The sequence below is a fragment of the Streptomyces sp. NPDC029216 genome (assembly GCF_040648015.1).
Classification (GTDB): Bacteria; Actinomycetota; Actinomycetes; order Streptomycetales; family Streptomycetaceae; genus Streptomyces.
The window spans coordinates 1-21,894 of sequence record NZ_JBEZWL010000069.1 but is presented as its reverse complement, the minus strand read 5'-3'; the positions used below and the strand labels follow the sequence as shown (position 1 = coordinate 21,894).

Genomic DNA, 21,894 nt, shown 5'->3' with positions numbered 1-21,894 from the left:
GGTGGTATGTCTCCTGTGAGCCATGCCACCAGCGAGCCGCGCGGCCCCGGCCGCTGGCTCATCCGCTTCGAGCTGCACGTCCCGTACGCCTACGAGGCCCTGTGGCCCTTCCTGACCACGGGCGACGGGTTGCAGAGCTGGCTGGCGGCGGCGGACGTGCTGGAACGCCGCCTCGGCGGGGCCGTCACCCTGCGCTGGCTGAACACCGGCACCACGGTGTCGGGGCAGGTCACGGCCTGGGACGTCGAGCGGGTCGTGGAGTACACGGTCTCCGAGCACGGCCGGCTCCGCTTCCACCTGGAGCCCGTCGGCACCGACTCGACGGTGATCCGCTTCCTGAACGAGCGCGGCGGCAGCGACGAGGAGCGCCTCGACTGCCTGGCCGGCTGGCACGACCACTTCGAGATGCTGGAGGCCGCCCTGGCCGGCCATCCGGCGGACTGGCCGTCCTGGACGGACACCCGCTGGTCGGAGCTGCGCGCCTCCTACGCCTCCTTCACCAAGACGTAGCCGCGCCCGTTCCTACCCGTTGTCGTCCTTGCCCTTGTCGTCGTCCTCGTCCTTGCGCAGCGAGCGCAGGAACTCGGGGTTGTCGTCGGGCGCCACCCACTGCGTGCGCCGCGCCCGGCCGCCGCCCATGCCGAAGCCGCCGCCGTCGCCGACCGGGGTCCGCTTCTTGCCGGCCAGCAGCCACACCACCGGGCCGACGATCGAGAACAGCAGGATGATCAGCACCCAGACCCCCTTCGGGAGGCTCTTGACCTCTTCCTCCGGGGTGTTCAGGCAGTCGATGAAGGCGTAGATGGTCAGCGCGAGGATCAGCAGGAACGGCAGATAGCGCAGCACGGTGTGGGACCGACTCCCCGGGCAGTGGCGACGGGCCCGCACGGGCCCCGGTGACGCTTCCAGGGTATGGGGTGACGGATACTGGGGCCCATGGCTTACGACGATCTCCGCTCGCTGCTCCGGGCTCTGGAGCGGGAGGGCGACCTCAAGCGCATCAAGGCCGAAGTCGACCCGTACCTGGAGGTCGGGGAGATCGTCGACAGAGTGAACAAGACGGGCGGCCCCGCGCTTCTCTTCGAGAACGTCCGCGGCTCGGCGATGCCGCTGGCCATGAACGTCTTCGGCACCGACCGCCGTCTCCTGAAGGCCCTCGGCCTCAAGTCGTACGGCGAGATCAGCGAGAAGATCGGCGGCCTCCTCAAGCCCGAGCTGCCCCAGGGCTTCATCGGCGTCCGCGAGGCCTTCGGCAAGCTCGGCTCGATGGTGCACGTGCCGCCGAAGAAGGTGAAGGGCGAGTCCGCGCCCGTCCAGGAGGTCGTCCTCACCGGCGACGACGTGGACCTGGACCGGCTGCCGGCGCTGTTCACCTGGCCCAAGGACGGCGGCGACTTCTTCAACCTGGGCCTGACCCACACCAAGCACCCCGAGACGGGCGTGCGCAACCTCGGCCTCTACCGCCTCCAGCGGCACGACAAGCGCACCATCGGCATGCACTGGCAGATCCACAAGGACAGCCGCAACCACTACGCCGTCGCCGCCGCGCGCGGCGAGCGGCTGCCGGTCGCGATCGCCTTCGGCTGCCCGCCGGCCGTCACGTACGCCTCCACGGCGCCGCTGCCGGGCGACATCGACGAGTACCTGTTCGCCGGGTTCGTGGCGGGCAAGCGGATCGAGATGGTCGACTGCAAGACGGTCCCGCTGCAGGTCCCGGCGAACGCCGAGGTCGTGATCGAGGGCTGGCTGGAGCCGGGGGAGATGCTCCCCGAGGGCCCGTTCGGCGACCACACCGGCTTCTACACCCCGCAGGAGCCGTTCCCCGCGCTGAAGATCGACTGCGTGACGATGCGCAAGCGTCCGCTGCTCCAGTCGATCGTGGTCGGCCGGCCGCCGACGGAGGACGGCCCGCTCGGGCGGGCGACGGAGCGGTTCTTCCTCCCGCTCCTCAAGATCATCGTCCCGGACATCGTGGACTACCACCTCCCCGAGTCCGGCGGCTTCCACAACTGCGCGATCGTCTCGATCGACAAGAAGTACCCGAAGCACGCCCAGAAGGTCATGCACGCCATCTGGGGCGCGCACATGATGTCGCTGACCAAGCTGATCATCGTGGTGGACAAGGACTGCGACGTCCACGACCTGCACGAGGTGTCCTGGCGGGCCCTCGGCAACACCGACTACTCCCGCGACCTCACCGTGGTCGAGGGACCGGTGGACCACCTGGACCACGCCTCGTACCAGCAGTTCTGGGGCGGCAAGGCGGGCATCGACGCGACCAAGAAGCTGCCGGAGGAGGGCTACACCCGCGACGGCGGCTGGCCCGACATGGTCGAGTCCGACCCGGCGACGGCGGCCCTGGTGGACCGCCGCTGGAAGGAGTACGGCCTGTGAGCACGGCGATGGGCGGCCCCGCCCTCTTCATCGGCACCGACATCACGTACGTGGCCCTCGTGCGCCCGCGCCTGGACCCGGCCGACCCGGAGGTCCGGGAGGCGGCGGAGCAGGCGGGCGTGAGCCCGGAGGAGTTCGCCGGCCCCGGCACCGTCTGGGCCCTGATGTGGGAACAGGACGGCGTCGACGGCGGCGGCTTCGAGCTGCCGGGCCTGCGCGACGCGGAGGCCGAGGACTTCGCCGACCGGCTGCTGGCCGAGCTGTCCTTCGAGAGCGGCCCGTTCGTCGTCGGCGCGGGCGAGGTGCTCAGCCTGCAGGCCTACCCGGCCGGCGAGGGCTGCCGCTTCGCCGCCGTCGTGACCCCGCCGGAGGGCGAGGAACTGGAGCCGGTCACCCTCGACATTCCGGCGGTGGACGCCGACACGCTCCGCGCCGACCTCGAAGACTTCCGCGGGAGCCTCGCATGACCTCCGCCGCCGAGGGCGTCCTGGGCCCGGGCTCCGCGCCGCAGGCGCCGGGCAAGGTCAAGGCCTTCCTGCGCCTGGTGATGATCGAGCACTCGGTCTTCGCGCTGCCCTTCGCCTACATCGCCGCGCTCACCGCCATGTTCCGGCTGGACGGGCGCATGCACTGGCGGGAGCTGCTGCTCGTCACCGTGTGCATGGTGGGCCTGCGGACGTTCGCGATGGCCGCGAACCGGATCATCGACCGCGAGCTCGACGCCCGCAACCCGCGCACGGCCGGGCGCGAGCTGGTCACCGGCGCGGTGTCGGTGCGGTCGGCCTGGACGGGCGCGGGCATAGCGCTCGTCGTCTTCCTGGCCTCGGCCGCCCTCCTGAACCCGCTGTGCCTGGCGCTGGCCCCGCTGGCCGTCGTCCCGATGGTGGTCTACCCGTACGGCAAGCGGTTCACGAACTTCCCGCAGGCCATCCTGGGCCTGGCCCAGGCGATGGGCCCGGTCGGCGCCTGGCTGGCGGTGACGGGGGAGTGGTCCTGGGAGGCGGTGGTCCTCGGCCTGGCCATCGGCGTCTGGATCGGCGGCTTCGACCTGATCTACGCCTGCCAGGACGTGGACTCCGACCGCGCCGAGGGCGTCCTGTCGGTCCCGGCCCGCTTCGGCGTCCCGGCCGCCCTGTGGGGGGCCCGCGCCTGCCACGCCGTCACCACGGCCCTGCTGGCCGCGTACGCCCTCCTCACCGACGGCGGCGCGTTCCTGTGGCTGGGCCTGCTGATCGTCGCGGCGGCGTTCCTCTACGAACACACGATCGTGAAGCCGCACGATCTGTCGCGCCTGAACCGTGCGTTCTTCACCGTCAACGGCTTCATCGGCATTGCCCTGTTCGTGTGTGCGCTCGCCGATCTCGTGGTGCGGGGTCTGACCCTCTAGCTAGCGTGCGGCCTACCATCGAGTGCATGGACAGGGAGGCCGAAGTGACCGTTTCGGAGAGCGACCGCCTGCACTCACAGCTCAGCCGGTACGAGGACATGTTCCCCGGACACCGGATCGAACTTGTCGAGGGCGCCATCATGATGAGTCCACTGAAGCCGACCCACAATGCCACCATCTGGGCGCTGTGGACCACGCTCAAGGCTCAGATGTCGGACGACTGGGGCTTCCTCAGCGATGTGGCGGTGCCGTTCGACGGCGACAACGAGTTCTGTCCGGACCTCGCGGTGATCCCAGAGGCGGAAGTCGCCAAGAACCTCAGCGCCTACCCGCCCGACCTGATCGAGCTGGCCGTCGAGGTGGTCTCGCCCAGCAGCATCCGCAACGACTACGAGGTCAAGGACCGGGCCTACGCCCGGCGCGGGATCCCGCACTACCTGATCTTCGACCCCTACAAGGCGCAGTGCACGACCCTGTGGAACCCGGGCCCCGACGGCTATCGGGGCCGGGACGTGATCCCGTACGGCGGGACGGTCGTCGTCGAGAGCGGCCTCGGCAAGCTCTCCGTGGAGACGTCCAACCTGCCGGTGGACCCCTCCGCCGTCAGCTGAGCCGGGGGACCGGGCGGCGGTAGTAGAGGGCCGTTGCCACGCCTGCGGCGAGGCCGCAGAGGTGGGCCTGCCAGCTGACGATCGGGTCCAGGGGGAGCAGGCCGAGGACGATCCCGCCGCCGTAGTACGAGGCGACCGCCACGCCCACCACGATGCCCAGGACCTTGCGTTCGACGAAGCCCCGCACCAGCAGGAAGCCGAAGAGGCCGTAGATCAGGCCGGAGGCGCCGATGGTGACGGTGTGGGCGGGGGAGATCAGCCAGACGCCGAGGCCGTCGGCGGCGATGACCAGCAGGCAGACGGTCAGGAAGCGGCGGATGCCGCTGAGGGCGGTGACGAAGCCGAGGACCAGCAGCGGGAGGCTGTTGCCCGCCACATGGCCGAAGCCGTAGTGGAGGAAGGGGGCCAGGGGTATTCCGGTGAGGCCGTCGGTCTCGCGCGGCCTGATGCCGTACAGGTCCAGGGCGTGGCTCGTGGCGTAGTCGACCGCCTCGATCAGCCACAGCAGGGCCACCCAGCCCAGCATCAGCTTGGCGGCGGCCGCCGCGCGGTCCCTCTGGCGCCATTCCGGCACAGCCGTGTCCGTCGTGTTCGTACCCATGTGCCATGTCCCCCGCGGCGTGTCGTGCGTCCGGCACACCTTAACGAGTGGGCCGTGGGCGTGGCCGGATAGTCTCGGAGGTATGACTGAGCGCAAGCGCACCCCCTGGGTGGTGGGGGTTTCCGGGGCGTCCGGGACGCCGTACGCGGCCTCGGTGATCCGAGGGCTGGTGGCGGCGGGGGAGTCGGTGGACCTGGTGGTCAGCCGGGCTTCGCGGCTCACGCTGCTGGACGAGACCGGGATCGCCTTCCGGGACGCGCACTGGCGCGAGGATCTGGCCGAGTGGCTGGCGCGCGGCGCCGACGGCAAGCCGGGCACCTTCGAGGCCGGTGACCTGGACGACGTGCGGTACTGGGGGGCCGGGGACCTGGCCGCCGGGCCGAGCTCGGGTTCGTACCCGGTCAAGGGGATGCTGATCGTCCCCGCGTCCACGGCCTGCGTGGCCGGGGTGGCGCTCGGGCTGTCGAAGGACCTGCTCCAGCGCGTCGCGAGCGTGACGCTCAAGGAGCGGCGCCGGCTGGTGGTAGCGGTGCGGGAGACCCCGCTGAACGGGCAGACGCTGAAGCATCTGGTGGCGCTGGACGAGGCGGGCGCGGTCGTGCTGCCCGCCTCTCCGGCGTTCTACGCGGGTGCGACGCACATCCAGGACCTCGTGGACTTCGTCGCGGGGCGGGTGCTCGACGCGGCAGGGGTGCCGCACGGCCTGTACCGCCGTTGGGAGGGGGAGCTTGGCAGCGCCCGCCCCCGTGCTTAGCGCTTCTTGGCGCGGAGCGGCCTGCGGGTCTTGTCGTTCCGGTAGGCGGCTGCGGGCTGGTCGGTGCGGGATCGGTTGGCCAGCTCCTGGAGCTGTCGCATGTGCGCGTAGGCCATCTCGATCGTGTACACGGTGAACCACTCCTGAAGATCGTCATTGATCTGTTGAAAGATTCACAGGGTGTTGACCCTGTGTGCCTTTGATTCTATACCTAAACTTGCAGGATCGCCGAATAATGGAAGGCTCCACGTAATGGACACGGTGGACAGGCAGCTCATCCAGGCACTCCGGGAGAACGGGCGTGCCTCGTATGCGGAGCTGGGCCGTCTCGTGGGCCTCTCCGGCCCCAGCGTCACCGACCGCATCAACCGGCTGGAGACGGCCGGGGTCATCACCGGCTACCGGGCGACGGTCGCCGCCGCCGAGCTCGGCCTCGGCGTCACCGCGCTGATCGGCATCTCCCTCTCCGACGCCGCCGACCACGAGGACGTGGCCCGCCGGCTGCGCGACTTCCAGGAGATCGAGGACTGCTGGTTCATCGCCGGCGACGACTCGTACATGCTCAAGGTCCGCGCCGGCGACGTCGACGGCCTGGAGAAGATCATCCGCAAGCTCTCGGGCACCAAGGGCGTCTCCCGCACCCGTACCACGATCGTGCTCTCCACCAAGTGGGAGAACCGGGTCGGCGAGCTGCCCGAGGACGCCTGAGAGTACGGTGGGTGGCGGTTGCACGCAGGCTGGGACAGGGAAGACAGGGAGACACCGGCATGGACGCTGGGCTCAAGCGCGAGCTGGAGGAGAAGGTCCGCTCCGGCGAGCGGCTGACGCGTGAGGACGGCATCGCCCTCTACGAGTCGGACGACCTGGCGTGGCTGGGCGGTCTCGCCCACGAGGTGCGCATCCGCAAGAACGGTGACGTCGTCCACTTCAACGTCAACCGCCACCTCAACATGACGAACGTGTGCACCGCCTCCTGCGCGTACTGCTCGTTCCAGCGCAAGCCGGGCGAGAAGGACGCGTACACGATGCGCATCGAGGAGGCCGTCCGCCTGGCCAAGGCCATGGAGAACGAGAACCTCACCGAGCTGCACATCGTCAACGGACTGCACCCCTCCCTCCCGTGGCGGTACTACCCGCGGTCGCTCTCCGCCCTCAAGGAGGCGCTGCCGAACGTCTCGCTGAAGGCGTTCACGGCGACCGAGATCCACCACTTCGAGACGATCTCCGGTCTCTCGGCGTCCGAGATCCTGGACGAGCTGATCGAGGCCGGCCTGGAGTCGCTCACCGGCGGAGGCGCGGAGATCTTCGACTGGGAGGTCCGTCAGCACATCGTCGACCACAACACCCACTGGGAAGACTGGTCGCGCATCCACCGCCTGGCGCACGAGAAGGGGCTCAAGACCCCGGCGACCATGCTCTACGGGCACATCGAGGAGCCGCGCCACCGCGTGGACCACGTGCTGCGGCTGCGCGAGCTCCAGGACGAGACCGGCGGCTTCCAGGTCTTCATCCCGCTGCGCTACCAGCACGACTTCGTGGACATGAAGGACGGCAAGGTCCGCAACAGGCTCCAGGCGCGCACGACGATGGCGACCGGTGCCGAGGCCCTCAAGACCTTCGCGGTCTCGCGCCTGCTGTTCGACAACGTGCCGCACGTCAAGGTGTTCTGGGTGATGCACGGCGTGCAGACCGCCCAGCTCGCGCTCCAGCACGGCGCCGACGACATGGACGGCTCGGTGGTCGAGTACAAGATCACGCACGACGCGGACAACTACGGCACCCCGAACAAGCTGACCCGCGACGACCTGCTGGAGCTGATCCGCGAGGCGGGCTTCCGCCCGGTCGAGCGCAACACGCGCTACGAGGTCATCCGCGAGTACCCCGGCCCGGACGCCTCGCTGCGCGAGACGCCGCAGGCGATGCGCGTCTGACGCCGCCCGGCCCCGAAAGGCCCCGGCTCCGAGAGGCCCCGGTCCCCTGCGGACCGGGGCCTTTCGTGTGCCGAAAGCCGTTGCCGGAGCCGACAGGTAATAGATAGATTTCCTCTGTGACCCTTACTTTTACCTTCGATCCCGTCGTCGACCCCGCCCTCCGCGACGGCATCGCCGAGCTGTGGACCGAGGTCTCCAACGCCGGCGGCGCCGTCGGCTTCGTCCCGCCCGTCACCCTCGACGACATCCGGCCCGAGCTCGTCAAGCACCTCGTCGCGATGGTCGAGGGCCGTTTCCGGCTGCTGGTCGGACACGACGAGGACGGGGCCGTGGCCGCCGTGGCCTTCCTCGCGTTCAACCCGCACCGCCTGATGAAGCACTGGGTGTACGCGTACACGGTCATGGTCCGCCCCGCCCTCCAGGGCCGCGGCGCCGGGCGGGCCCTGATGGCCGCCCTCGCCGACGCGGCCCGCACGCTGGAGGGCATCGAGGCCGTCGTCCTGGAGTGCCGGGGCGGCCTCGGGCTGGAGCACTTCTACGCGGCCTGCGGCTACAAGGAGGTCGGCCGGATCCCCGGCGCCATCCGCGTGGCCCCCGGCGACGACCGCGACGGCATCACGATGCTGCTGCCCCTGCGCTGAGGCCCCCGCGGCCACCCCCGCCGGGCCCCGGCGGGGTCCCGGCGTGCTTCACTGGACGGGCACGTTCCGACGTATCCGACGTTTCCGACGAGAAAGATAGGGGTCACCGTGTCCCTCAAGCCGAGCGCGACGATCCGCTACACCGCGATGCGCCTGGGCATCTTCGTCGGATGTCTGGTCCTCGTCGCCGTCCTGGTCCACTTCGGCCTGGTGCCCGCCGGTCTGGGCGACGCCAACCCCGCCTGGGTCGTGCTGCTCGCGCTGGTGCTCTCCGCTCCGCTGTCCTTCGTCCTGCTGCGCAAGCAGCGCGACGAGATGTCCCAGCAGATCTCCGGACGCGTCGCGGATGCGAAGCAGAAGCTCGCCGCCAACCGCAGCCAGGAGGACGCGGCCGACGACGCCGCCCGCGCGTGAGCTGACGCGCACCGCCCCACCGCACCGACAGGCCCCGGCGCCGGGAACACCCCCCGCAGCGCCGGGGCTTCGGCGTTCCCGGGGGTGCGCGCGGCCGGCGGATCCGGCTCCGCACGATCAGTTCTCAAAGTATCTCTTTGGGTTTCTCAAAGCGTAGGTGTTAGCGTGTCGGCATGTTGACCGCTGCAGCGCACCCGATGAGCCCGAGCCTCCCGCTCGTGGCGCGCCTGCACGTCGACCTCTGCCGCCGCGTGTCCGCGGCCTGTTGCTGTTGCCGCTGAAGCGCCCGCAGCAGCGGTCGCCGGCCGGCCCGGCCCTTCTTCCGGCTGCCGCCGTACCGCATCCCCCGCAGAAACCTTCCGCCGTACGTCCGTGCGTCCCCCGGAGATTGCCGTGTCCGCGTCCCCCCAGGCCCAGGCTCCCGCCAAGGCCTCGTTCAAGTTCCCCTTCTGGGCCCAGATCGTCAGCGGTCTCGTGCTCGGCGTCCTCTTCGGGTGGATAGCCCGCAGCCAGGACGTCAGCTGGCTCAAGACCACCCTGGAGCAGGTCGGCGACATCTTCATCCAGCTCCTCAAGCTGGCCGTCGCCCCGCTCGTCTTCTTCGCGATCCTGGTGTCCATCACCAACCTGCGGAAGGTGAACAACGCCGCCCGCCTCGCCTCCCGCACCCTGCTCTGGTTCATGATCACCTCGCTGATCGCGGTGGGCATCGGCCTCGCCATCGGCCTGCTGACCGACCCGGGCGCCGGCACCGGCCTCACCCCGGCCGACGGCAAGGAGCCCAAGCGGCACGGCTCGTGGATCGACTTCCTGACCGGCATCGTGCCGAAGGACATCGTCACCCCGTTCACCGAGCTGAACGTCCTGCAGATCGTCTTCCTGGCCGCCGTCGCCGGTATCGCCGCCCTCCAGCTCGGCGCCAAGGCCCAGCCCGTCCTGAACCTGGCCGAGTCCGTCCTGGAACTCCTCCAGAAGGCCCTGTGGTGGGTCATCCGCCTCGCTCCGATCGGCACCGTCGGCCTCATCGGCACCGCCATCGCCAGCTACGGCTGGGACCTCATCGGCAAGTACGCCACCTTCACCGCCGACATCTACATCGGCTCGGCGCTCGTCATGTTCGGCGTCTACCCGCTCCTCCTGGCGACCGTCGCCAAGGTCAACCCGGTCCAGTTCTTCAAGGGCGCCTGGCCCGCCATCCAGCTGGCCTTCGTGTCCCGCTCCTCGGTCGGCACCATGCCGGTCACCCAGAAGGTCACCGAGCGCCTCGGCGTCCCGAAGGAGTACGCCTCCTTCGCCGTCCCCTTCGGCGCCACCACCAAGATGGACGGCTGCGCCGCGATCTACCCGGCCCTCGCCGCGATCTTCATCGCGAACATCTTCGACGTGCAGCTGGGCATCAAGGAGTACCTGCTCATCGCGTTCGTCTCGGTGGTCGGCTCGGCCGCCACGGCCGGCCTGACCGGCGCCACGGTCATGCTCACCCTGACCCTCTCCACCCTGGGCCTGCCGCTGGCCGGCGTCGGCCTGCTGATGGCGATCGACCCGATCCTCGACATGATGCGCACCGCCACCAACGTGGCCGGCCAGGCCGTCGTCCCGGTCCTCGTCTCCGCCCGTGAGGGGATCCTCGACAAGGAGGCCTACGCCGCCGCCTCGTCCTCCCCGCTGGACGAGCCCGTCGCCGCCCCGGCCCCGGTCGCCGTCGCCGCCTGACGCACCGCCGCCACCGCACCGCGGCCCCCGCCCCGTCCGGGCGGGGGCCGCGGCGTTTTCCTCCGCATGCCGGGCCCGGACCCTTCGCGCATCATGATTGCTGTGCACGACACACACAGGGATCCGATCACCCTGTCGGTCGCGGTCCCCGTCTTCGACGAGGAGGAGGTGCTGCCCGTCCTGGCGGCACGGCTCCGCCCGGTCCTGGACGGCTGCGGCGAACCCTACGAGGTCCTCGCCGTCGACGACGGCTCCACCGACCGGACCCCCCTCCTGCTGGAGGACCTGCGCACCGGCTGGCCCCAGCTGCGCGTCGTCACCCTCCGGCGCAACAGCGGCCACCAGGCCGCCCTGACCGCCGGCCTGCGCCGCGCCCGGGGCGCCTACGTGGTCAGCATCGACGCCGACCTCCAGGACCCGCCGGAGATCATCCCCGAGATGCTCGCCCTCGCCCGGGCGGAGGACCTCGACATCGTCTACGGCGTGCGCACCGACCGCTCCACCGACAGCGGGTTCAAACGCCGCACGGCCGGCGCCTACTACTGGCTCATGCGCCGCCTGGCCGGATCCTTCGTCCCCGCCCAGGCGGGTGACTTCCGGCTGCTGTCCCGCCCCGTCGTGGACACCCTCAAGAGCCTCCCCGACCAGCAGCAGATCTACCGCCTGCTGATCCCCTGGCTGGGCTTCCCCAGCGGCCAGATCGCCTACCAGCGCGCGGAGCGGGCGGCGGGCACCTCGAAGTACCCCCTGCACAAGATGCTCCTCCTCGCCTTCGACAGCGTCACCAGCTTCTCGGCCGTCCCGCTGCGGCTGGCCACGGCCGTCGGCGCCCTGAGCTCCCTGGTCTGCCTCGGGTTCCTCGTCTGGGCCCTCACCGTCTACGCCACGGGAAACCCCCTGCCCGGCTGGACCTCCCTGATCATCACCATGCTGTTCTTCGGCGCCGTCCAGCTGTTCTGCCTGGGCATGCTCGGCGAGTACGTGGCCCGCATCCACACCGCCGTCCAGGCCCGGCCCACCTACTGCGTCGCCCGCGACACCGCCGAGGACGAGCGGTAGCCGCCGGCCCCGCTCGCGCAGGCCCCGCTCACACCAGCACCCCGGCGAAGAACATCGCCCCCAGCAGGGCGTACTGGACCGCACAGGCCGCCAGCAGCGGCACCTGCACCCACGGGGACATGCGCCGGACCAGGACCAGGGCGACGAACATCTGAGCGTGGTTGCGGTACCAGGACATCTGCGCACCGGCGACGAACGGCACGAGGAAGACCGCCACCGTCAGCACCAGCGCCGCCCACTCCGCCACGGACAGCCGCCGCCCGCGCACCAGCAGCACCGCGGCCGTCGCCAGGACCAGCACCGCGAAGGCGGCGTTCAGCCACAGCTGCGGCCGGTGGGCGGCCAGGGCGTGTTCCACCAGCCAGGGCAGCCGCCCCTGCGGGGTGTACCAGGTGCGGAACGGGACCCCGTAGGCCCGGACCATCTCGGCGAAGGGCTGACGCACGTCGCCCTGCCCGTAGCTGGCCCGCTGGATGGTCTCGTACGCGTCCCAGCGGCCGGTCGCCTGCCACATCAGCCACTTGGCCCACAGCACCCCGCCCCCGGCGACGGCCGCCGCCAGCCCGGCCTTCGCCCACCGCAGCGGCCACCCGTCCCCGCGCCACGCGAACAGGCCGCTCGACAGCAGCAGCACGACGGCGACGGCGCCGACCGGGTGACAGGCCACCGCCGTGAAACCGCCCGCCGCCGCGGTCCACCAGGACCCGCGCTCCAGCCCGGCGACGCACACCAGCAGGGCCAGGGTCGCGAGGGCGATCGGGAACACCGCGTGGAAGTAGACCCCGCCCGGGAACACCGTGCCGACGGCGAGGGTGAGCCCGGTGGACCAGGTCGCCACGCCGCCCAGCAGCCACCACAGCACCGCGAACATCCCCAGCAGCGCCGCCTCGGTGACGACGACGGCGGCGAGCTCGTAGGACAGCCCGGTTCCGGACACCGCCCGCACCGCCATGGGGTACCCGGGGAACCAGGCCACGTTCCCGCACACCACGTCCGGGAAGTTCGCGTACCGCTCCCGGCAGCGGAACATCTCGTAGCCGCCGCGGGCGATGGAGAGGTAGTGCTCGGAATCCCAGCGCCGGCGGCCGGCCGTGGACCAGTAGGCCACCGGGGACCCGTCCCCGGCGACGGACGCGTGCGCCACCAGCCAGGTGACCAGGTTCGAGACCAGCCAGGCGATCACCGGCGGCAGCAGGGCGAGGAGCCGGCCGGCCCGGGGGGATTCGATCATCTCCCCGCCAGTCTGGCGACCCCCTCGCGGAGCCGCATCCGGAAGGCGTCCCGCTGCTCAGCGGCTCACGAGACCTTCCAGAGGCGGACGCTGCCGTCGCCGCTTCCGCTGGCGAGGGTCTTCCCGTCGGGGCTGAACGCCACCGACCAGACGGGGCTGGTGTGCCCCTTGGCCGGGCCCGGGAGGGTCTTGCCGCCCAGGTCCCACAGCCGTACCGCGTAGTCCCAGCCGCCGGAGGCGAGGGCGGTGCTGCTGCCGGGCCGGAAGGCGACCGAGGCGACGTTGTAGGGGAGGCCGGAGTGGTAGGTGGTCTGCGCGCGGGTGCGGGCGTTCCACACCCGGAGCTCGCCGAGGGGTCCGGCCATGGCGGTGTTCCCGAAGCTGCCGGGGCCGTCGCCCGGTGCGCCGGCCCCGGAGTTCACTCCGCAGGCGACGAAGCCGCCGTCGGAGCTGAACGCCACCGACATCACGTCCCCGGACGGCTCCTTGAGCACGAAGCCGGTGTGCGCGGCGAGGTCGAACAGGCGGACGGTACGGTCGCCGCCGCCGCTCGCGAGGGTGCTGCCGTCGGGGCTGAACGCCACCGACCACACGCCCGAGGTGTGTCCGGGCAGGGTGGAGGTACGACGCGCGGTGGCTACGTCCCAGATCAGGACGGCCCCGTCCTCCCCGCCGCTGGCGACCGTCTTGCCGTCCGGGTGGAAGGCGACCGACCGGACCGGGGCCGTGTGGCCCTTCAGCAGCGCGAACGGAACCCGCTCGGAGGGCTTCCACAGCAGCACGTTCGCGTCCTCGCCGCCGCTGACGATCGTCTTGCCGTCCGGGGCGAAGGCCACCGAGCGGATGAGGGCGTCGTGGCGGAGGACGACGGTGGTGAGGCCGGTGGCGAGGTCCCAGATCCGGATGGTGCGGTCGCGGCTGCCGGTGGCGAGGGTCTTGCCGTCGGGGCTGAACGCCACGGACTCGACGGAGGCCTCGTGCCCGGTGCGGGTGGGCCCGGGGCGGAGCGCGGGGGCGTCGCCTTCGTCGTCGCCGTCCAGGAAGGGGAGGACGGCGGCCGTCCCGCCCGCGGCCGCCGCGAGCGCGGCGAGACCGCCGAACACGAGCGTCCGGCGGCGCGGCCCCCGTCCGGTGCCGGTCCGGCCCGGTGCGTGCCGTCCGGGGCCGGAGACGGTGGGGCCGGTGTGCAGCCCCGGCGCCCGGGCAGCGGTGACGGTGGGGGCCGGTGCGGAGAGGGGCTCGGGCGTCGGTGCCGGTGCCGGTGCCGGTACGGGCTTGGGCTTGGGCTTTGGCTCCGGTACGGGAACCGGTGCGGGCTCCGGCGCAGGCGCGGGCACGGGCGCGGCCACGGCCACGGGGGCGACGGCGGGCACGGGGGCCGGGGCAGGGCCGAGGAGGGCGCGGAGGCGGGACGCGGTGGCCGGGGCGTCGGGCCGTTCGGCGGGGTCCTTGGCCAGGAGGGACGCCACCAGCTCCACGAGGTCCGCCGGCAGCCCGGGCCGTACGGAGTCCAGGGCGGGCGGGGTTTCGTTGAGGTGGGCGTTCAGCAGCACCCACGCCTGTTCGGCGACGGGGAACGGCGGGGCCCCGGTCAGCAGGGCGAACAGCACGCACCCCAGGGCGTACAGGTCGCAGCGGGCGTCGACGTGCTCGCCGCGCCACTGCTCGGGCGCCATGTAGGCGGGCGTGCCGAAGACCCGGCCGGTGACGGTGAGCCCGCCCGTGCTGTCGGCGGTGCGGGCGATGCCGAAGTCGCAGATCTTCAGGCGCCCGTCGGTGGTGAGGAGGAAGAGGTTCGCGGGCTTCAGGTCCCGGTGCACCACCTTCTGGGCGTGGGCGGCCGAGAGGGCCTCCACGGCCTGGAGCCCCAGATCGAGCGCCTCGGGAAGCGGTAGCCCGGTCCCGGGGGTGCGGGCCAGGCGGTGGGCGAGGTCCTCGCCTTCCAGCAGCTCCATGACGATGAACAGCCGGTTCTCGTGCTGCCCGATGTCGTGGACGACGGTGATACCGGGGTGCTGGAGCCGTGCCCCGATGGCCGCCTCGCGCCGGAACCGGCCCAGCAGTTCGTCGGACGCGTCGAACTCCAGCAGCACCTTCACCGCGACGGCCCGGCCGAGGTGGACGTCGAAACCCCGCCAGACCTCACCGATCCCGCCCTGCCCGAGCCGCACATCCAGCCGATACCGCCCGGCCAGGCGCTCACCCGCCCTCATGGTCCCCCCTGGTCGAGCAATGGCCCCTGTGGCAGGGGCCATTGTGTATCACCGGGTGCGTCAGAGACCGGAGGGGTCCGAGACGAAGTCGGTCCACGCCGTGGGGGTGAAGGTGAGGTGGGGGAGGGCGGTGTCCTTGGAGTCGCGGACGTGGATCAGGGCCGGGGTGTTGGCCACCTCGACGCAGTCGTTGACGTCGCCGCTGTCGCTGTAGCTGCTCTTGAACCAGCTGTGCGCCACCTCGACGCAGGAATCGCCCTCGCTTCCACTGCTGTAACTGCTCTTGAACCAGTCCAGCTCGGGCTTGTGGATCATGTTTCTCCCAGCAGTTCCTCGATGAAGTTGCGAGACTCCAGGGGTGTGAGCGCCTGGGCTCGGATCATGCCATAGCGCAGTTCGAGGATCCGGAGCTGCTTGGGGTCGGAGACCGGCCGTCCGGCGAATGCGCCTTCCGAGCGGCCTACCGCGGTGCCGTCCCCGAACTTCAGCACCTCGATCCCGCCGTCCATTCCGGCGTGCACCTCACGGTCTGCGGGCATCACCTGGAGGGCTACGTATCGCAACCGGCTCACCTCCAGCAGGCGTTCGAGCTGCTGTCGCCACACCATTGTGCCTCCGATGGGGCGGCGCAGGGACGCCTCCTCCTGGACGAAACTGAGCGTGGGAGCGGGCTCCCGGTCGAAGACGGCCCGTCGCGCCATGCGCGCGCTCAGGTAGCGCTCGATCTCGTCCTGCGAATAGGCAGGCTGGCGCATCTCGAACAGGGCGCGAGCGTGGGCCGCCGTCTGCAGTAGCCCGTGGACCACATGGATGCTGTACACCCCGATCTCGACCGCCTTGGCCTCCATCTTGGCCAGCTTCCGGACCTTCGTCGGGTAGCGGAGCTGCTCCGTGTCGGCCTTCATGGCGGCGACCTTGCCGCCCGCGCGCAACACCGTGTCCGCCTTGTCGAGGTACTCGGGGCGCGGGATCCGCTTGCCCCCTTCCACCTTGCGGACCATGTCCTCCCCGTACCCGATCTCGATGCCGAAGTCGGCGGCCCGCATGCCCGCCTCCTCCCGCCATGCCTTCAGCTGGCGGCCGAGGGCGGCCAGGACGGCCACCCCCTGCTCGTCCTCGGGATCCACGTTCCAGCTGGCGTCTTCCGTGCCGTCGCCGTCCACCGTCATGCGCGTCTACCTCCGCGAACCGAAAATGACTCAACACCGCCTGCCCGCAAGGGCTTCAAGACAGCCGGGACAGGGCCGGACAAGCGCGGGACAAACTCCGGACGCACGGGCGATGTCGCCCTTCACGGTAGGCGCGGCGTTCGACGCTGGGAGACGTGAATACTCAAATCCGGTGCTCTGCACACGAGTTCGATATCCGACTGCCCGCCACCCCCCTCGGCGCCCGGCATGCCCGCCGGGTCGCGGTCGAGGCGATCGCCGCCTGGGGGCTGCCCGCGGAGGGGCCGGGCCTGATCGTGGCCGAGCTGGCCGCCAACGCCGTGACGCACGGCCGCGTGCCCGGGCGGGGCTTCCAGGTGCTGCTCACCCGGACCGGCACCGCGCTCCGGATCGAGGTCGTGGACACCCGCCGGGACCGCGTCCCGTGCGCCCGCGACGCGGATCCGGACGCGGAGGGCGGGCGGGGGCTGATGGTGGTGGCGGCGCTGGCCGACCGGTGGGGGGTGCGGCTGGGGCCCGTGCCGCTCAAGGCCGTCTGGGCGGAGGTGGACCTGCCCGGCGGTCCGTGACGCGGAGGGCCGGGATCCGGGGGCGCCCGACGCAAAACCAACCAGGTTGGTTGGGTGGGTAAAACCCACCCAACCAACCCCACCTGGTACCCGCTGAGCCCCGCTCACTCACACGGGTGAACTGTGCCAACTCGACTGGATTTGAGTGCGGTTGGCTGGCATATGCTCGCCGCGGCAACCCCAGAAATGAGACGGCCCCCGTCGGGACTGGCATCCCGGCCGAGGGCCTGACCAAGTAGGAAGTAAGCACCTTCCCAATGGCTTCCAAGCACCCTAACGGGCCCAAGCGCACCTCGTCCCGTGTTCCCGCCGGGACCGTCACATCAGGTGTCATTCACGTCAACGTGGAGGACCCGCATCCCTCCATCGAGGTGGGCGACCACCTCGCCCAGCACCCCGAGCTGTCGCTGCTGGCGATCGGGCTCGCGGTGCACATCCAGTCGCTTCCCGAGGGGAGCCCGATCGGCATCAAGGTGCTGGCCGAACGGTTCCCCGAGGGTGAGGTGAGGGTCGCCGGCGGGCTGCGGGAGCTGGAGGCGGCGGGGTACCTGGAGCGCGGCCTCGTCAGGACCGGCGACGGGCGCCTGATCACGCGGACGGTGTTCTACCGCCGCCCTAAGACGGCCCCGCCGCCGGACGAGCCGCCCCCGACACCGCCCACGCCGCCGACGCCCCCGGCCGACCGGGCACCCGTCCCCGAGCCGGAGACCGTCGTGGAGCTGGCGGCCGTGCCGGAGCTGGTGCCCGTACCGGAGCCCATGCGGGGACCAGAGCCCGTGCCGGGACCAGAGCCCGTGTCGGATCCCGGGCCCGCGCGGGGATCCGGGCCCGTGTCGGATGCCGGGCCCGCGCGGGGATCCGGGCCCGCGTCGGAACCCCGGCCCGCGCCGGTACCGAAGCCCGCGCCGGAGCCCCGGCGCGCGTCGGAACCCGCGGCGCCCGTGTCCGTACGGGAGCCCGTGTCCGGGCGGGAGTCGGTGGCCGTGCCGAAGGTCGTGCCGCCGGCCGAGGTGCCCGCGCCCCGCGGGCCCGTGCGGCAGGAGGCCGTGGACCTGCTGGCCCGGCTGCGCCAGGACGACCCCCGGCTGTTGCTGTCCGAGCGGGACGTGCGCCGGCTCGCGCCCGGGGCGAGTGCCTGGCTGGAGCGCGGGGCCGAGCCGGAGGCCATCCGGCAGGTGCTCGCCGCCGGCCTGCCGGCCGACGTGCGCAGCCCCGCCGCGCTGATCGGATACCGGCTGAAGGCCGGGGTCCCGCCCGAGCTGCCCCGTGAGGAGCCCGCGCGGCAGGCGCACCGGCGGCCCGATCCCCTGCAGAACTGCGACGGCTGCGACAAAGCCTTCCGGGCCCCCGAACCCGGCCGCTGCAAGACGTGCCCGCCCCCCGAACAACCGGACCTCGCGGCGTAGGGTCGGCCGTACCAGGGGTGAGGCGAGGCGAGGGAGTGACGAGGATGCTGCTGCGTGATGTCGAGTACGGCGAGGTCGACGTCGAGGCGTACGTCCGGATGCGGTGCGACCCCGTGATGATGGCCGATCTGGGAGGCCCGCTGCCCCGCGAGGGCATCGAGGCGAAGGTGCGGCGCGATGCCGAACGGGCCGCGGCCGACCTCGACTGGGTGAAGATGATCGTGCCCGACGGGGCCGGGCCGGAGGTGGTCGCGGGCGGCGTGAGCCTGTGGTCCCACGAGGAGGACGGGGAGCGCATCTCCGAGATCGGCTGGATGGTGTTCCCCGAGTTCCAGGGGCGGGGGCTGGGGAAGCGGAGCGTCCGCGCGCTGCTCGAACTGGCCCGCGAGGACGGCCGGTGGGGGCTGATCCATGCCTATCCGGCCACGTCCAACGCCCCGTCCAACGGCATCTGCCGCGCCCTCGGCTTCCGCCTCCTGGAGAGCCGGGAGGTGACCTTCGCCGACCGCGTCCTGCAGTCCCACGACTGGGTCATCGACCCCCGCACCGACCTGGCCTGAGGCCGGTCCGTCCGGTCAGGCCCCGGGCCGCTGCCACTGGCCGTAGGCCTCGGCGGCGGGAACCTCCGCGGCCTGGGCCTGGGCCTCGGCCTGTTCGGCCCAGTCCTTGGGGACCTCCTGCTCCATGCCGCAGAACGTGCACTGCGTCGTGTACCTCGTCGAGACGGGGAACAGCGGGATGAAGAACAGCGTGAACTTGGTGACCTGCTTCCTGACCGTGTGCGCGGCGGGGTTGCCGCAGTGGCGGCAGGTCAGCATGAGTATCGCGAGCTGGTACAGGTAGACGCTGGTGCCAAAGATGATCATGAGCTCGGCCCTTCTGGGCTCAGTGCCCACCGCCGGGCGGCGGACACTGACCGGGATCGATCCCCCTCCCATCTTCCCAGGCGGCGGCCGGATGGCTAGGCGTCCACGGCGTGCCAGGCCGGGGCGGTGCCGGCCGCGGCCGGGCGGACGTGGCCGAAGACGACGTCGGCGAAGTGGACGCCGAAGCCGAGGGTGTCCGGTTCGGAGAGTTCGGCGACCAGGCGGTGGCGGTGGGCGGCCGTGGCGGTGAGGTCGTGGTCGAAGTCCGAGGACCAGGACGGGTGGGCGGCCTGGATCGGCGAGTGCATCGTGTCGCCGAAGGCGATCAGACGGCGTCCGCCGCCGGTGATCACGTAGTCGGCGTGGCCGACCGTGTGGCCCGGGGTGATGCGGACGCGGACGCCGGGGAAGACCTCCTCGCCGTCGGTGACGGTGCGGACGCGGTGCGAGAGGGCTTCGGCCTGGGCGGCCATGCCCTGGGCCTCCAGGAGGTCGCGGCGTTCCCACTCCGGCTCGGAGATCAGGTACTCGGCGCCCGTGAAGAGGGACTCGCAGGCCCAGCCGAGGTGGTCGGCGTGGAGGTGGGTGAAGGCCACCGCCTCGATGTCCTCGGGGCGCCGGCCCAGTGCGGCCAGGCTTTCGGGGAGCGCCCCGCCGTGGATCGTGCGGAGGGGGCCGTCCGGGGTCTCGTACGTCTGCGGGCCGAAGCCGGCGTCGATGAGGAGGGCGCGGCCGCCGTGCTCGACGAGGAGGGCGCCGACGCTGCCGACGAGGTGGCCGGTGGGGTCCAGGTACTCCGGGTGCGCGGCCCAGGTCCCGTCCGTGCTGTCGGGGAGCAGGCGCAGGGGGCGTAGGCGTACGTCGCCGTCCGGGACGTAGGACACCTTCGTCTCGCCGAGGTGGATCGAGCGGATGGCCGACGGGCGGCTCAGGCGGGCGTTCTGCTGGGTGGATGCCGTCAAGTCGGCCATTTCTGCTCCCTGGTGAGGTCGTGGCGGTGCGCGACGGCGATCACCATAAGTATCAAGCTTGAATTATTCAAGCTGTAATTATTTCGGCTTGATGGGGTTGTTAGGGTGGACGTCATGACGAAGTCCCCGGAGCCGCAGTCGCAGGCCGTCGCCGAACGGCAGCTGTGCGGCCTGGTCGACGGGCTCGCCCAGCGGATCGCCGAGCACGTGCGGGAGCGGGCCACGGCCCTCGGTCTGACCGCCGCCCAGGCGACCGCGCTGCGGGAGATGAGCGGACCGATGACCATGCGGGAGCTCGCCGAGCGGATGAACTGCGAGCCCTCCAACGCCACTTTCGTCGTGGACAGGCTGGAGAAGCAGGGCCTGGTCGAGCGTCACCCCCACCCCACCGACCGCCGCGCCAAGCACCTCGTCCTGACGGGCGAGGGCACCGCGCTGCGGACCCGGCTGCTCGACCTCCTCCACGTGGACTCGCCGGTGGCGGGTCTCGCGCCGGAGGAGCAGCGGGTCCTCCGCGACCTGCTGGAACGGGCCGTCGCCGGCTCCTGAGGGCCGGGCGTCAGACGGTCTGGCCGCGCAGGAACGCGACGGAGGCCAGGAGGAACGGGGCCGCGTACCACCAGCGGCCCAGGGTGCGGTGGAAGAGCGGCACGGCGGTGAGCAGCAGCCCGGCGAAGCACAGGGCCACGCAGACGGCCGCGGTGAACCGGACGTCGTCGCGGATCGGGTCGTACGGGCCGTCGGGGCGCAGGGTCAGGCTGACGGAGCAGAGGTAGGCGGCCGGCAGGTAGACCAGGACCGCCAGGGGAAGGCCGAGCACCCACCGCAGGCAGCCGCGGTCCTCGGGCAGGTCGATGCTCTCGGAGGCCGGGCGGCGGCGGTACGTCATGCCCACATCATCGCTGGCCCGGCGGCCGTCAGGAGAGCCGCCACACCCGGATGGTGGAGTCGTCGCTTCCGCTGGCCAGGCTCCTGCCGTCGGGGCTGAAGGCCAGGGTGCCGACGGAGTCGGTGTGGCCGTTCAGCTTGCCGGTGTTGGTGCGCGTGGCCACGTCCCACAGCCGGATCGTGCGGCCGCCGCCGCTGGCGAGGGTGGAGCCGTCGGGGCTGAACGCCACCGACCGGACGGTGGTGTTGTGGCCGGTGAGGGTGGCGGTGGTGGCGCCGCTGGCGACGTCCCAGAGGCGGATGGTGTTGTCGTCGCTTCCGCTGGCGAGGGTCTTGCCGTCGGGGCTGAGCGCCACCGAGGCCACGTAGCCGGTGTGGCCGGTGAGGGTGGTGGTGGTGCGGGTGGCGACGTCCCAGAGGCGGACGGTGCTGTCCTCGCCGCCGCTGGCCAGCGTCCTGCCGTCGCGGCTGAAGGACACCGACCAGACCTGCGCCGTGTGGCCGCTGAGGCTGGAGGTGAGCGTCTTGCCGGCGAGGTTCCAGAGGTCGACGGTGTGTTCGTCGTTGGCGCCGGCCAGGGTCTTGCCGTCGGGGGCGAACGCCACCGCCCGTACGCCGCTGTTCCCGGCCAGGGCCGCCCTGTTCGCCCGGCCGGCGACGTCGGCGAGGGTGATCGAGCGGTCCATGCCGCCGCTGGCGAGTGTCTTGCCGTCGGGGCTGAAGGCCACGCACGTCACCGGGGCGGTGCGGTCGGGGAAGGGGGAGGAGCTGGACGAGGCGGAGACGTTCCACAGGCGCACGGTGCGGTCGCTGCTCGCGCTGGCGAGGAGTTTGCCGTTCGGGCTGAACGCCACGGACTCGACGGGGCCGGAGTGGTGGGTGACGACCAGCCCCGCACGGGTCCCCGCCGTCCCGCCGCCGCCACCTCCGGCCGGCCGCAGCACCGCGTACGCCCCACCCGCCGCGGCGACGGCGGCCAGCCCCCCGAGCAGCCTGCTGACGTGCGTCTTCACCGTGGCCTCCGCCATGTCCAGACGTACGGCGATCTCCGCGTTCGACAGCCCCTCGCCCAGCGC

27 protein-coding genes are annotated in these 21,894 nt (G+C 71.6%); 16 read left to right on the top strand and 11 right to left on the bottom strand.

All coding sequences use genetic code 11. The features are described 5' to 3' along the window. Window positions 1-6: 6 nt before the first annotated feature. Window positions 7-510, top strand: a complete 504-nt coding sequence (locus AB0F18_RS23555) for an SRPBCC domain-containing protein (protein WP_362063752.1) — start codon at window positions 7-9, stop codon at window positions 508-510. 12 nt (window positions 511-522) lie between these two features. Here the strand turns inward: AB0F18_RS23555 and AB0F18_RS23550 are convergent, their stop codons facing one another. Beyond that, window positions 523-846, bottom strand: a complete 324-nt coding sequence (locus AB0F18_RS23550; RefSeq protein ID WP_362063750.1) for a PLD nuclease N-terminal domain-containing protein — start codon at window positions 844-846, stop codon at window positions 523-525. A 90-nt stretch (window positions 847-936) separates the two neighbouring features. On the opposite strand from AB0F18_RS23550, the gene AB0F18_RS23545 reads away from it, so the two are divergent. From AB0F18_RS23545 to AB0F18_RS23530, 4 genes are read left to right on the top strand one after another with little or no spacing between them, the layout of a single operon-like run. Next, a complete protein-coding gene (locus AB0F18_RS23545) occupies window positions 937-2,394 on the top strand; it encodes a menaquinone biosynthesis decarboxylase (protein WP_362063748.1) in 1,458 nt (485 codons plus the stop codon). Beyond that, the gene (locus AB0F18_RS23540) at window positions 2,391-2,861 is read left to right on the top strand and encodes a hypothetical protein (protein ID WP_362063746.1); all 471 of its coding nucleotides are present in this window, start codon (window positions 2,391-2,393) and stop codon (window positions 2,859-2,861) included. The genes AB0F18_RS23545 and AB0F18_RS23540 overlap by 4 nt, the downstream gene beginning before the upstream one ends. After that, the gene (gene mqnP, locus AB0F18_RS23535; protein WP_362063744.1) at window positions 2,858-3,781 is read left to right on the top strand and encodes a menaquinone biosynthesis prenyltransferase MqnP; all 924 of its coding nucleotides are present in this window, start codon (window positions 2,858-2,860) and stop codon (window positions 3,779-3,781) included. The genes AB0F18_RS23540 and mqnP overlap by 4 nt, the downstream gene beginning before the upstream one ends. 26 nt (window positions 3,782-3,807) lie before the next feature. Next, a complete protein-coding gene (locus AB0F18_RS23530; RefSeq protein WP_362063742.1) occupies window positions 3,808-4,392 on the top strand; it encodes a Uma2 family endonuclease in 585 nt (194 codons plus the stop codon). Here AB0F18_RS23530 and AB0F18_RS23525 read toward each other — a convergent pair. Beyond that, the gene (locus tag AB0F18_RS23525) at window positions 4,385-4,993 is read right to left on the bottom strand and encodes a rhomboid family intramembrane serine protease (RefSeq protein ID WP_362063740.1); all 609 of its coding nucleotides are present in this window, start codon (window positions 4,991-4,993) and stop codon (window positions 4,385-4,387) included. The two genes, AB0F18_RS23530 and AB0F18_RS23525, sit on opposite strands and share 8 nt — an antisense overlap. An 82-nt stretch (window positions 4,994-5,075) precedes the next feature. On the opposite strand from AB0F18_RS23525, the gene AB0F18_RS23520 reads away from it, so the two are divergent. Then, entirely contained in the window at window positions 5,076-5,747 is a 672-nt protein-coding gene (locus AB0F18_RS23520; RefSeq protein ID WP_362063738.1) for a UbiX family flavin prenyltransferase, read from the top strand. Here the strand turns inward: AB0F18_RS23520 and AB0F18_RS23515 are convergent. Further along, complete coding sequence (locus tag AB0F18_RS23515) at window positions 5,744-5,878, bottom strand: hypothetical protein (RefSeq protein ID WP_281187172.1); 135 nt, start codon at window positions 5,876-5,878, stop codon at window positions 5,744-5,746. The two genes, AB0F18_RS23520 and AB0F18_RS23515, sit on opposite strands and share 4 nt — an antisense overlap. Before the next feature lie 121 nt (window positions 5,879-5,999). Between AB0F18_RS23515 and AB0F18_RS23510 the strand changes: the two genes are divergently transcribed. The 6 genes from AB0F18_RS23510 (at window position 6,000) to AB0F18_RS23485 (ending at window position 11,505) form a co-directional block, all read left to right on the top strand. After that, the gene (locus AB0F18_RS23510) at window positions 6,000-6,455 is read left to right on the top strand and encodes an Lrp/AsnC family transcriptional regulator (protein WP_362063736.1); all 456 of its coding nucleotides are present in this window, start codon (window positions 6,000-6,002) and stop codon (window positions 6,453-6,455) included. A 59-nt stretch (window positions 6,456-6,514) separates the two neighbouring features. Beyond that, a complete protein-coding gene (gene mqnE, locus AB0F18_RS23505) occupies window positions 6,515-7,678 on the top strand; it encodes an aminofutalosine synthase MqnE (RefSeq protein WP_362063734.1) in 1,164 nt (387 codons plus the stop codon). A 116-nt stretch (window positions 7,679-7,794) separates the two neighbouring features. After that, complete coding sequence (locus AB0F18_RS23500) at window positions 7,795-8,319, top strand: GNAT family N-acetyltransferase (RefSeq protein ID WP_362063732.1); 525 nt, start codon at window positions 7,795-7,797, stop codon at window positions 8,317-8,319. A gap of 108 nt (window positions 8,320-8,427) precedes the next feature. Further along, a complete protein-coding gene (locus AB0F18_RS23495) occupies window positions 8,428-8,733 on the top strand; it encodes a DUF4229 domain-containing protein (protein ID WP_362063730.1) in 306 nt (101 codons plus the stop codon). A 387-nt stretch (window positions 8,734-9,120) separates the two neighbouring features. Continuing rightward, window positions 9,121-10,446 carry a dicarboxylate/amino acid:cation symporter gene (locus AB0F18_RS23490; protein WP_362063780.1) on the top strand — a complete coding sequence of 442 codons (1,326 nt, stop codon included), beginning with the start codon at window positions 9,121-9,123 and terminating at the stop codon, window positions 10,444-10,446. Between the two features lie 93 nt (window positions 10,447-10,539). After that, window positions 10,540-11,505 carry a glycosyltransferase family 2 protein gene (locus AB0F18_RS23485; protein ID WP_362063728.1) on the top strand — a complete coding sequence of 322 codons (966 nt, stop codon included), beginning with the start codon at window positions 10,540-10,542 and terminating at the stop codon, window positions 11,503-11,505. Window positions 11,506-11,533: 28 nt separating this feature from the next. Here AB0F18_RS23485 and AB0F18_RS23480 read toward each other — a convergent pair whose 3' ends face one another. From AB0F18_RS23480 to AB0F18_RS23465, 4 genes are all read right to left on the bottom strand, one after another. Then, a complete protein-coding gene (locus tag AB0F18_RS23480) occupies window positions 11,534-12,736 on the bottom strand; it encodes a hypothetical protein (RefSeq protein WP_362063726.1) in 1,203 nt (400 codons plus the stop codon). A gap of 65 nt (window positions 12,737-12,801) precedes the next feature. Next, the gene (locus tag AB0F18_RS23475) at window positions 12,802-14,949 is read right to left on the bottom strand and encodes a serine/threonine-protein kinase (RefSeq protein WP_362063724.1); all 2,148 of its coding nucleotides are present in this window, start codon (window positions 14,947-14,949) and stop codon (window positions 12,802-12,804) included. Between the two features lie 60 nt (window positions 14,950-15,009). Continuing rightward, window positions 15,010-15,264 carry a DUF397 domain-containing protein gene (locus tag AB0F18_RS23470; RefSeq protein WP_362063722.1) on the bottom strand — a complete coding sequence of 85 codons (255 nt, stop codon included), beginning with the start codon at window positions 15,262-15,264 and terminating at the stop codon, window positions 15,010-15,012. After that, window positions 15,261-16,118, bottom strand: coding sequence for a helix-turn-helix transcriptional regulator (locus AB0F18_RS23465; protein WP_362063720.1), 858 nt, complete (start codon window positions 16,116-16,118; stop codon window positions 15,261-15,263). Before AB0F18_RS23465 ends, AB0F18_RS23470 begins: the two co-directional genes overlap by 4 nt. A gap of 155 nt (window positions 16,119-16,273) precedes the next feature. On the opposite strand from AB0F18_RS23465, the gene AB0F18_RS23460 reads away from it, so the two are divergent. The 3 genes from AB0F18_RS23460 (at window position 16,274) to AB0F18_RS23450 (ending at window position 18,653) form a co-directional block, all read left to right on the top strand. After that, window positions 16,274-16,687, top strand: a complete 414-nt coding sequence (locus AB0F18_RS23460; protein WP_362063718.1) for an ATP-binding protein — start codon at window positions 16,274-16,276, stop codon at window positions 16,685-16,687. A 344-nt stretch (window positions 16,688-17,031) separates the two neighbouring features. Beyond that, window positions 17,032-18,093, top strand: coding sequence for a helix-turn-helix domain-containing protein (locus AB0F18_RS23455; RefSeq protein ID WP_362063716.1), 1,062 nt, complete (start codon window positions 17,032-17,034; stop codon window positions 18,091-18,093). 44 nt (window positions 18,094-18,137) lie between these two features. Continuing rightward, window positions 18,138-18,653, top strand: coding sequence for a GNAT family N-acetyltransferase (locus AB0F18_RS23450; protein ID WP_362063714.1), 516 nt, complete (start codon window positions 18,138-18,140; stop codon window positions 18,651-18,653). Between the two features lie 15 nt (window positions 18,654-18,668). Here AB0F18_RS23450 and AB0F18_RS23445 read toward each other — a convergent pair whose 3' ends face one another. Beyond that, window positions 18,669-18,959 carry a zinc-ribbon domain-containing protein gene (locus AB0F18_RS23445; RefSeq protein ID WP_362063712.1) on the bottom strand — a complete coding sequence of 97 codons (291 nt, stop codon included), beginning with the start codon at window positions 18,957-18,959 and terminating at the stop codon, window positions 18,669-18,671. Window positions 18,960-19,054: 95 nt separating this feature from the next. Then, window positions 19,055-19,930, bottom strand: a complete 876-nt coding sequence (locus tag AB0F18_RS23440; RefSeq protein ID WP_362063710.1) for an MBL fold metallo-hydrolase — start codon at window positions 19,928-19,930, stop codon at window positions 19,055-19,057. 114 nt (window positions 19,931-20,044) lie between these two features. Between AB0F18_RS23440 and AB0F18_RS23435 the strand changes: the two genes are divergently transcribed. Next, a complete protein-coding gene (locus AB0F18_RS23435; protein WP_362063708.1) occupies window positions 20,045-20,479 on the top strand; it encodes a MarR family transcriptional regulator in 435 nt (144 codons plus the stop codon). 10 nt (window positions 20,480-20,489) lie between these two features. On the opposite strand, the gene AB0F18_RS23430 is transcribed toward AB0F18_RS23435, so the two are convergent. Both AB0F18_RS23430 and AB0F18_RS23425 read right to left on the bottom strand, forming a co-directional pair. Then, window positions 20,490-20,819, bottom strand: a complete 330-nt coding sequence (locus tag AB0F18_RS23430) for a hypothetical protein (RefSeq protein ID WP_362063706.1) — start codon at window positions 20,817-20,819, stop codon at window positions 20,490-20,492. A gap of 28 nt (window positions 20,820-20,847) precedes the next feature. Then, window positions 20,848-21,894, bottom strand: a 1,047-nt coding sequence (locus AB0F18_RS23425) for a LuxR C-terminal-related transcriptional regulator (protein ID WP_362063704.1), incomplete at its 5' end; no start/stop codon positions are given.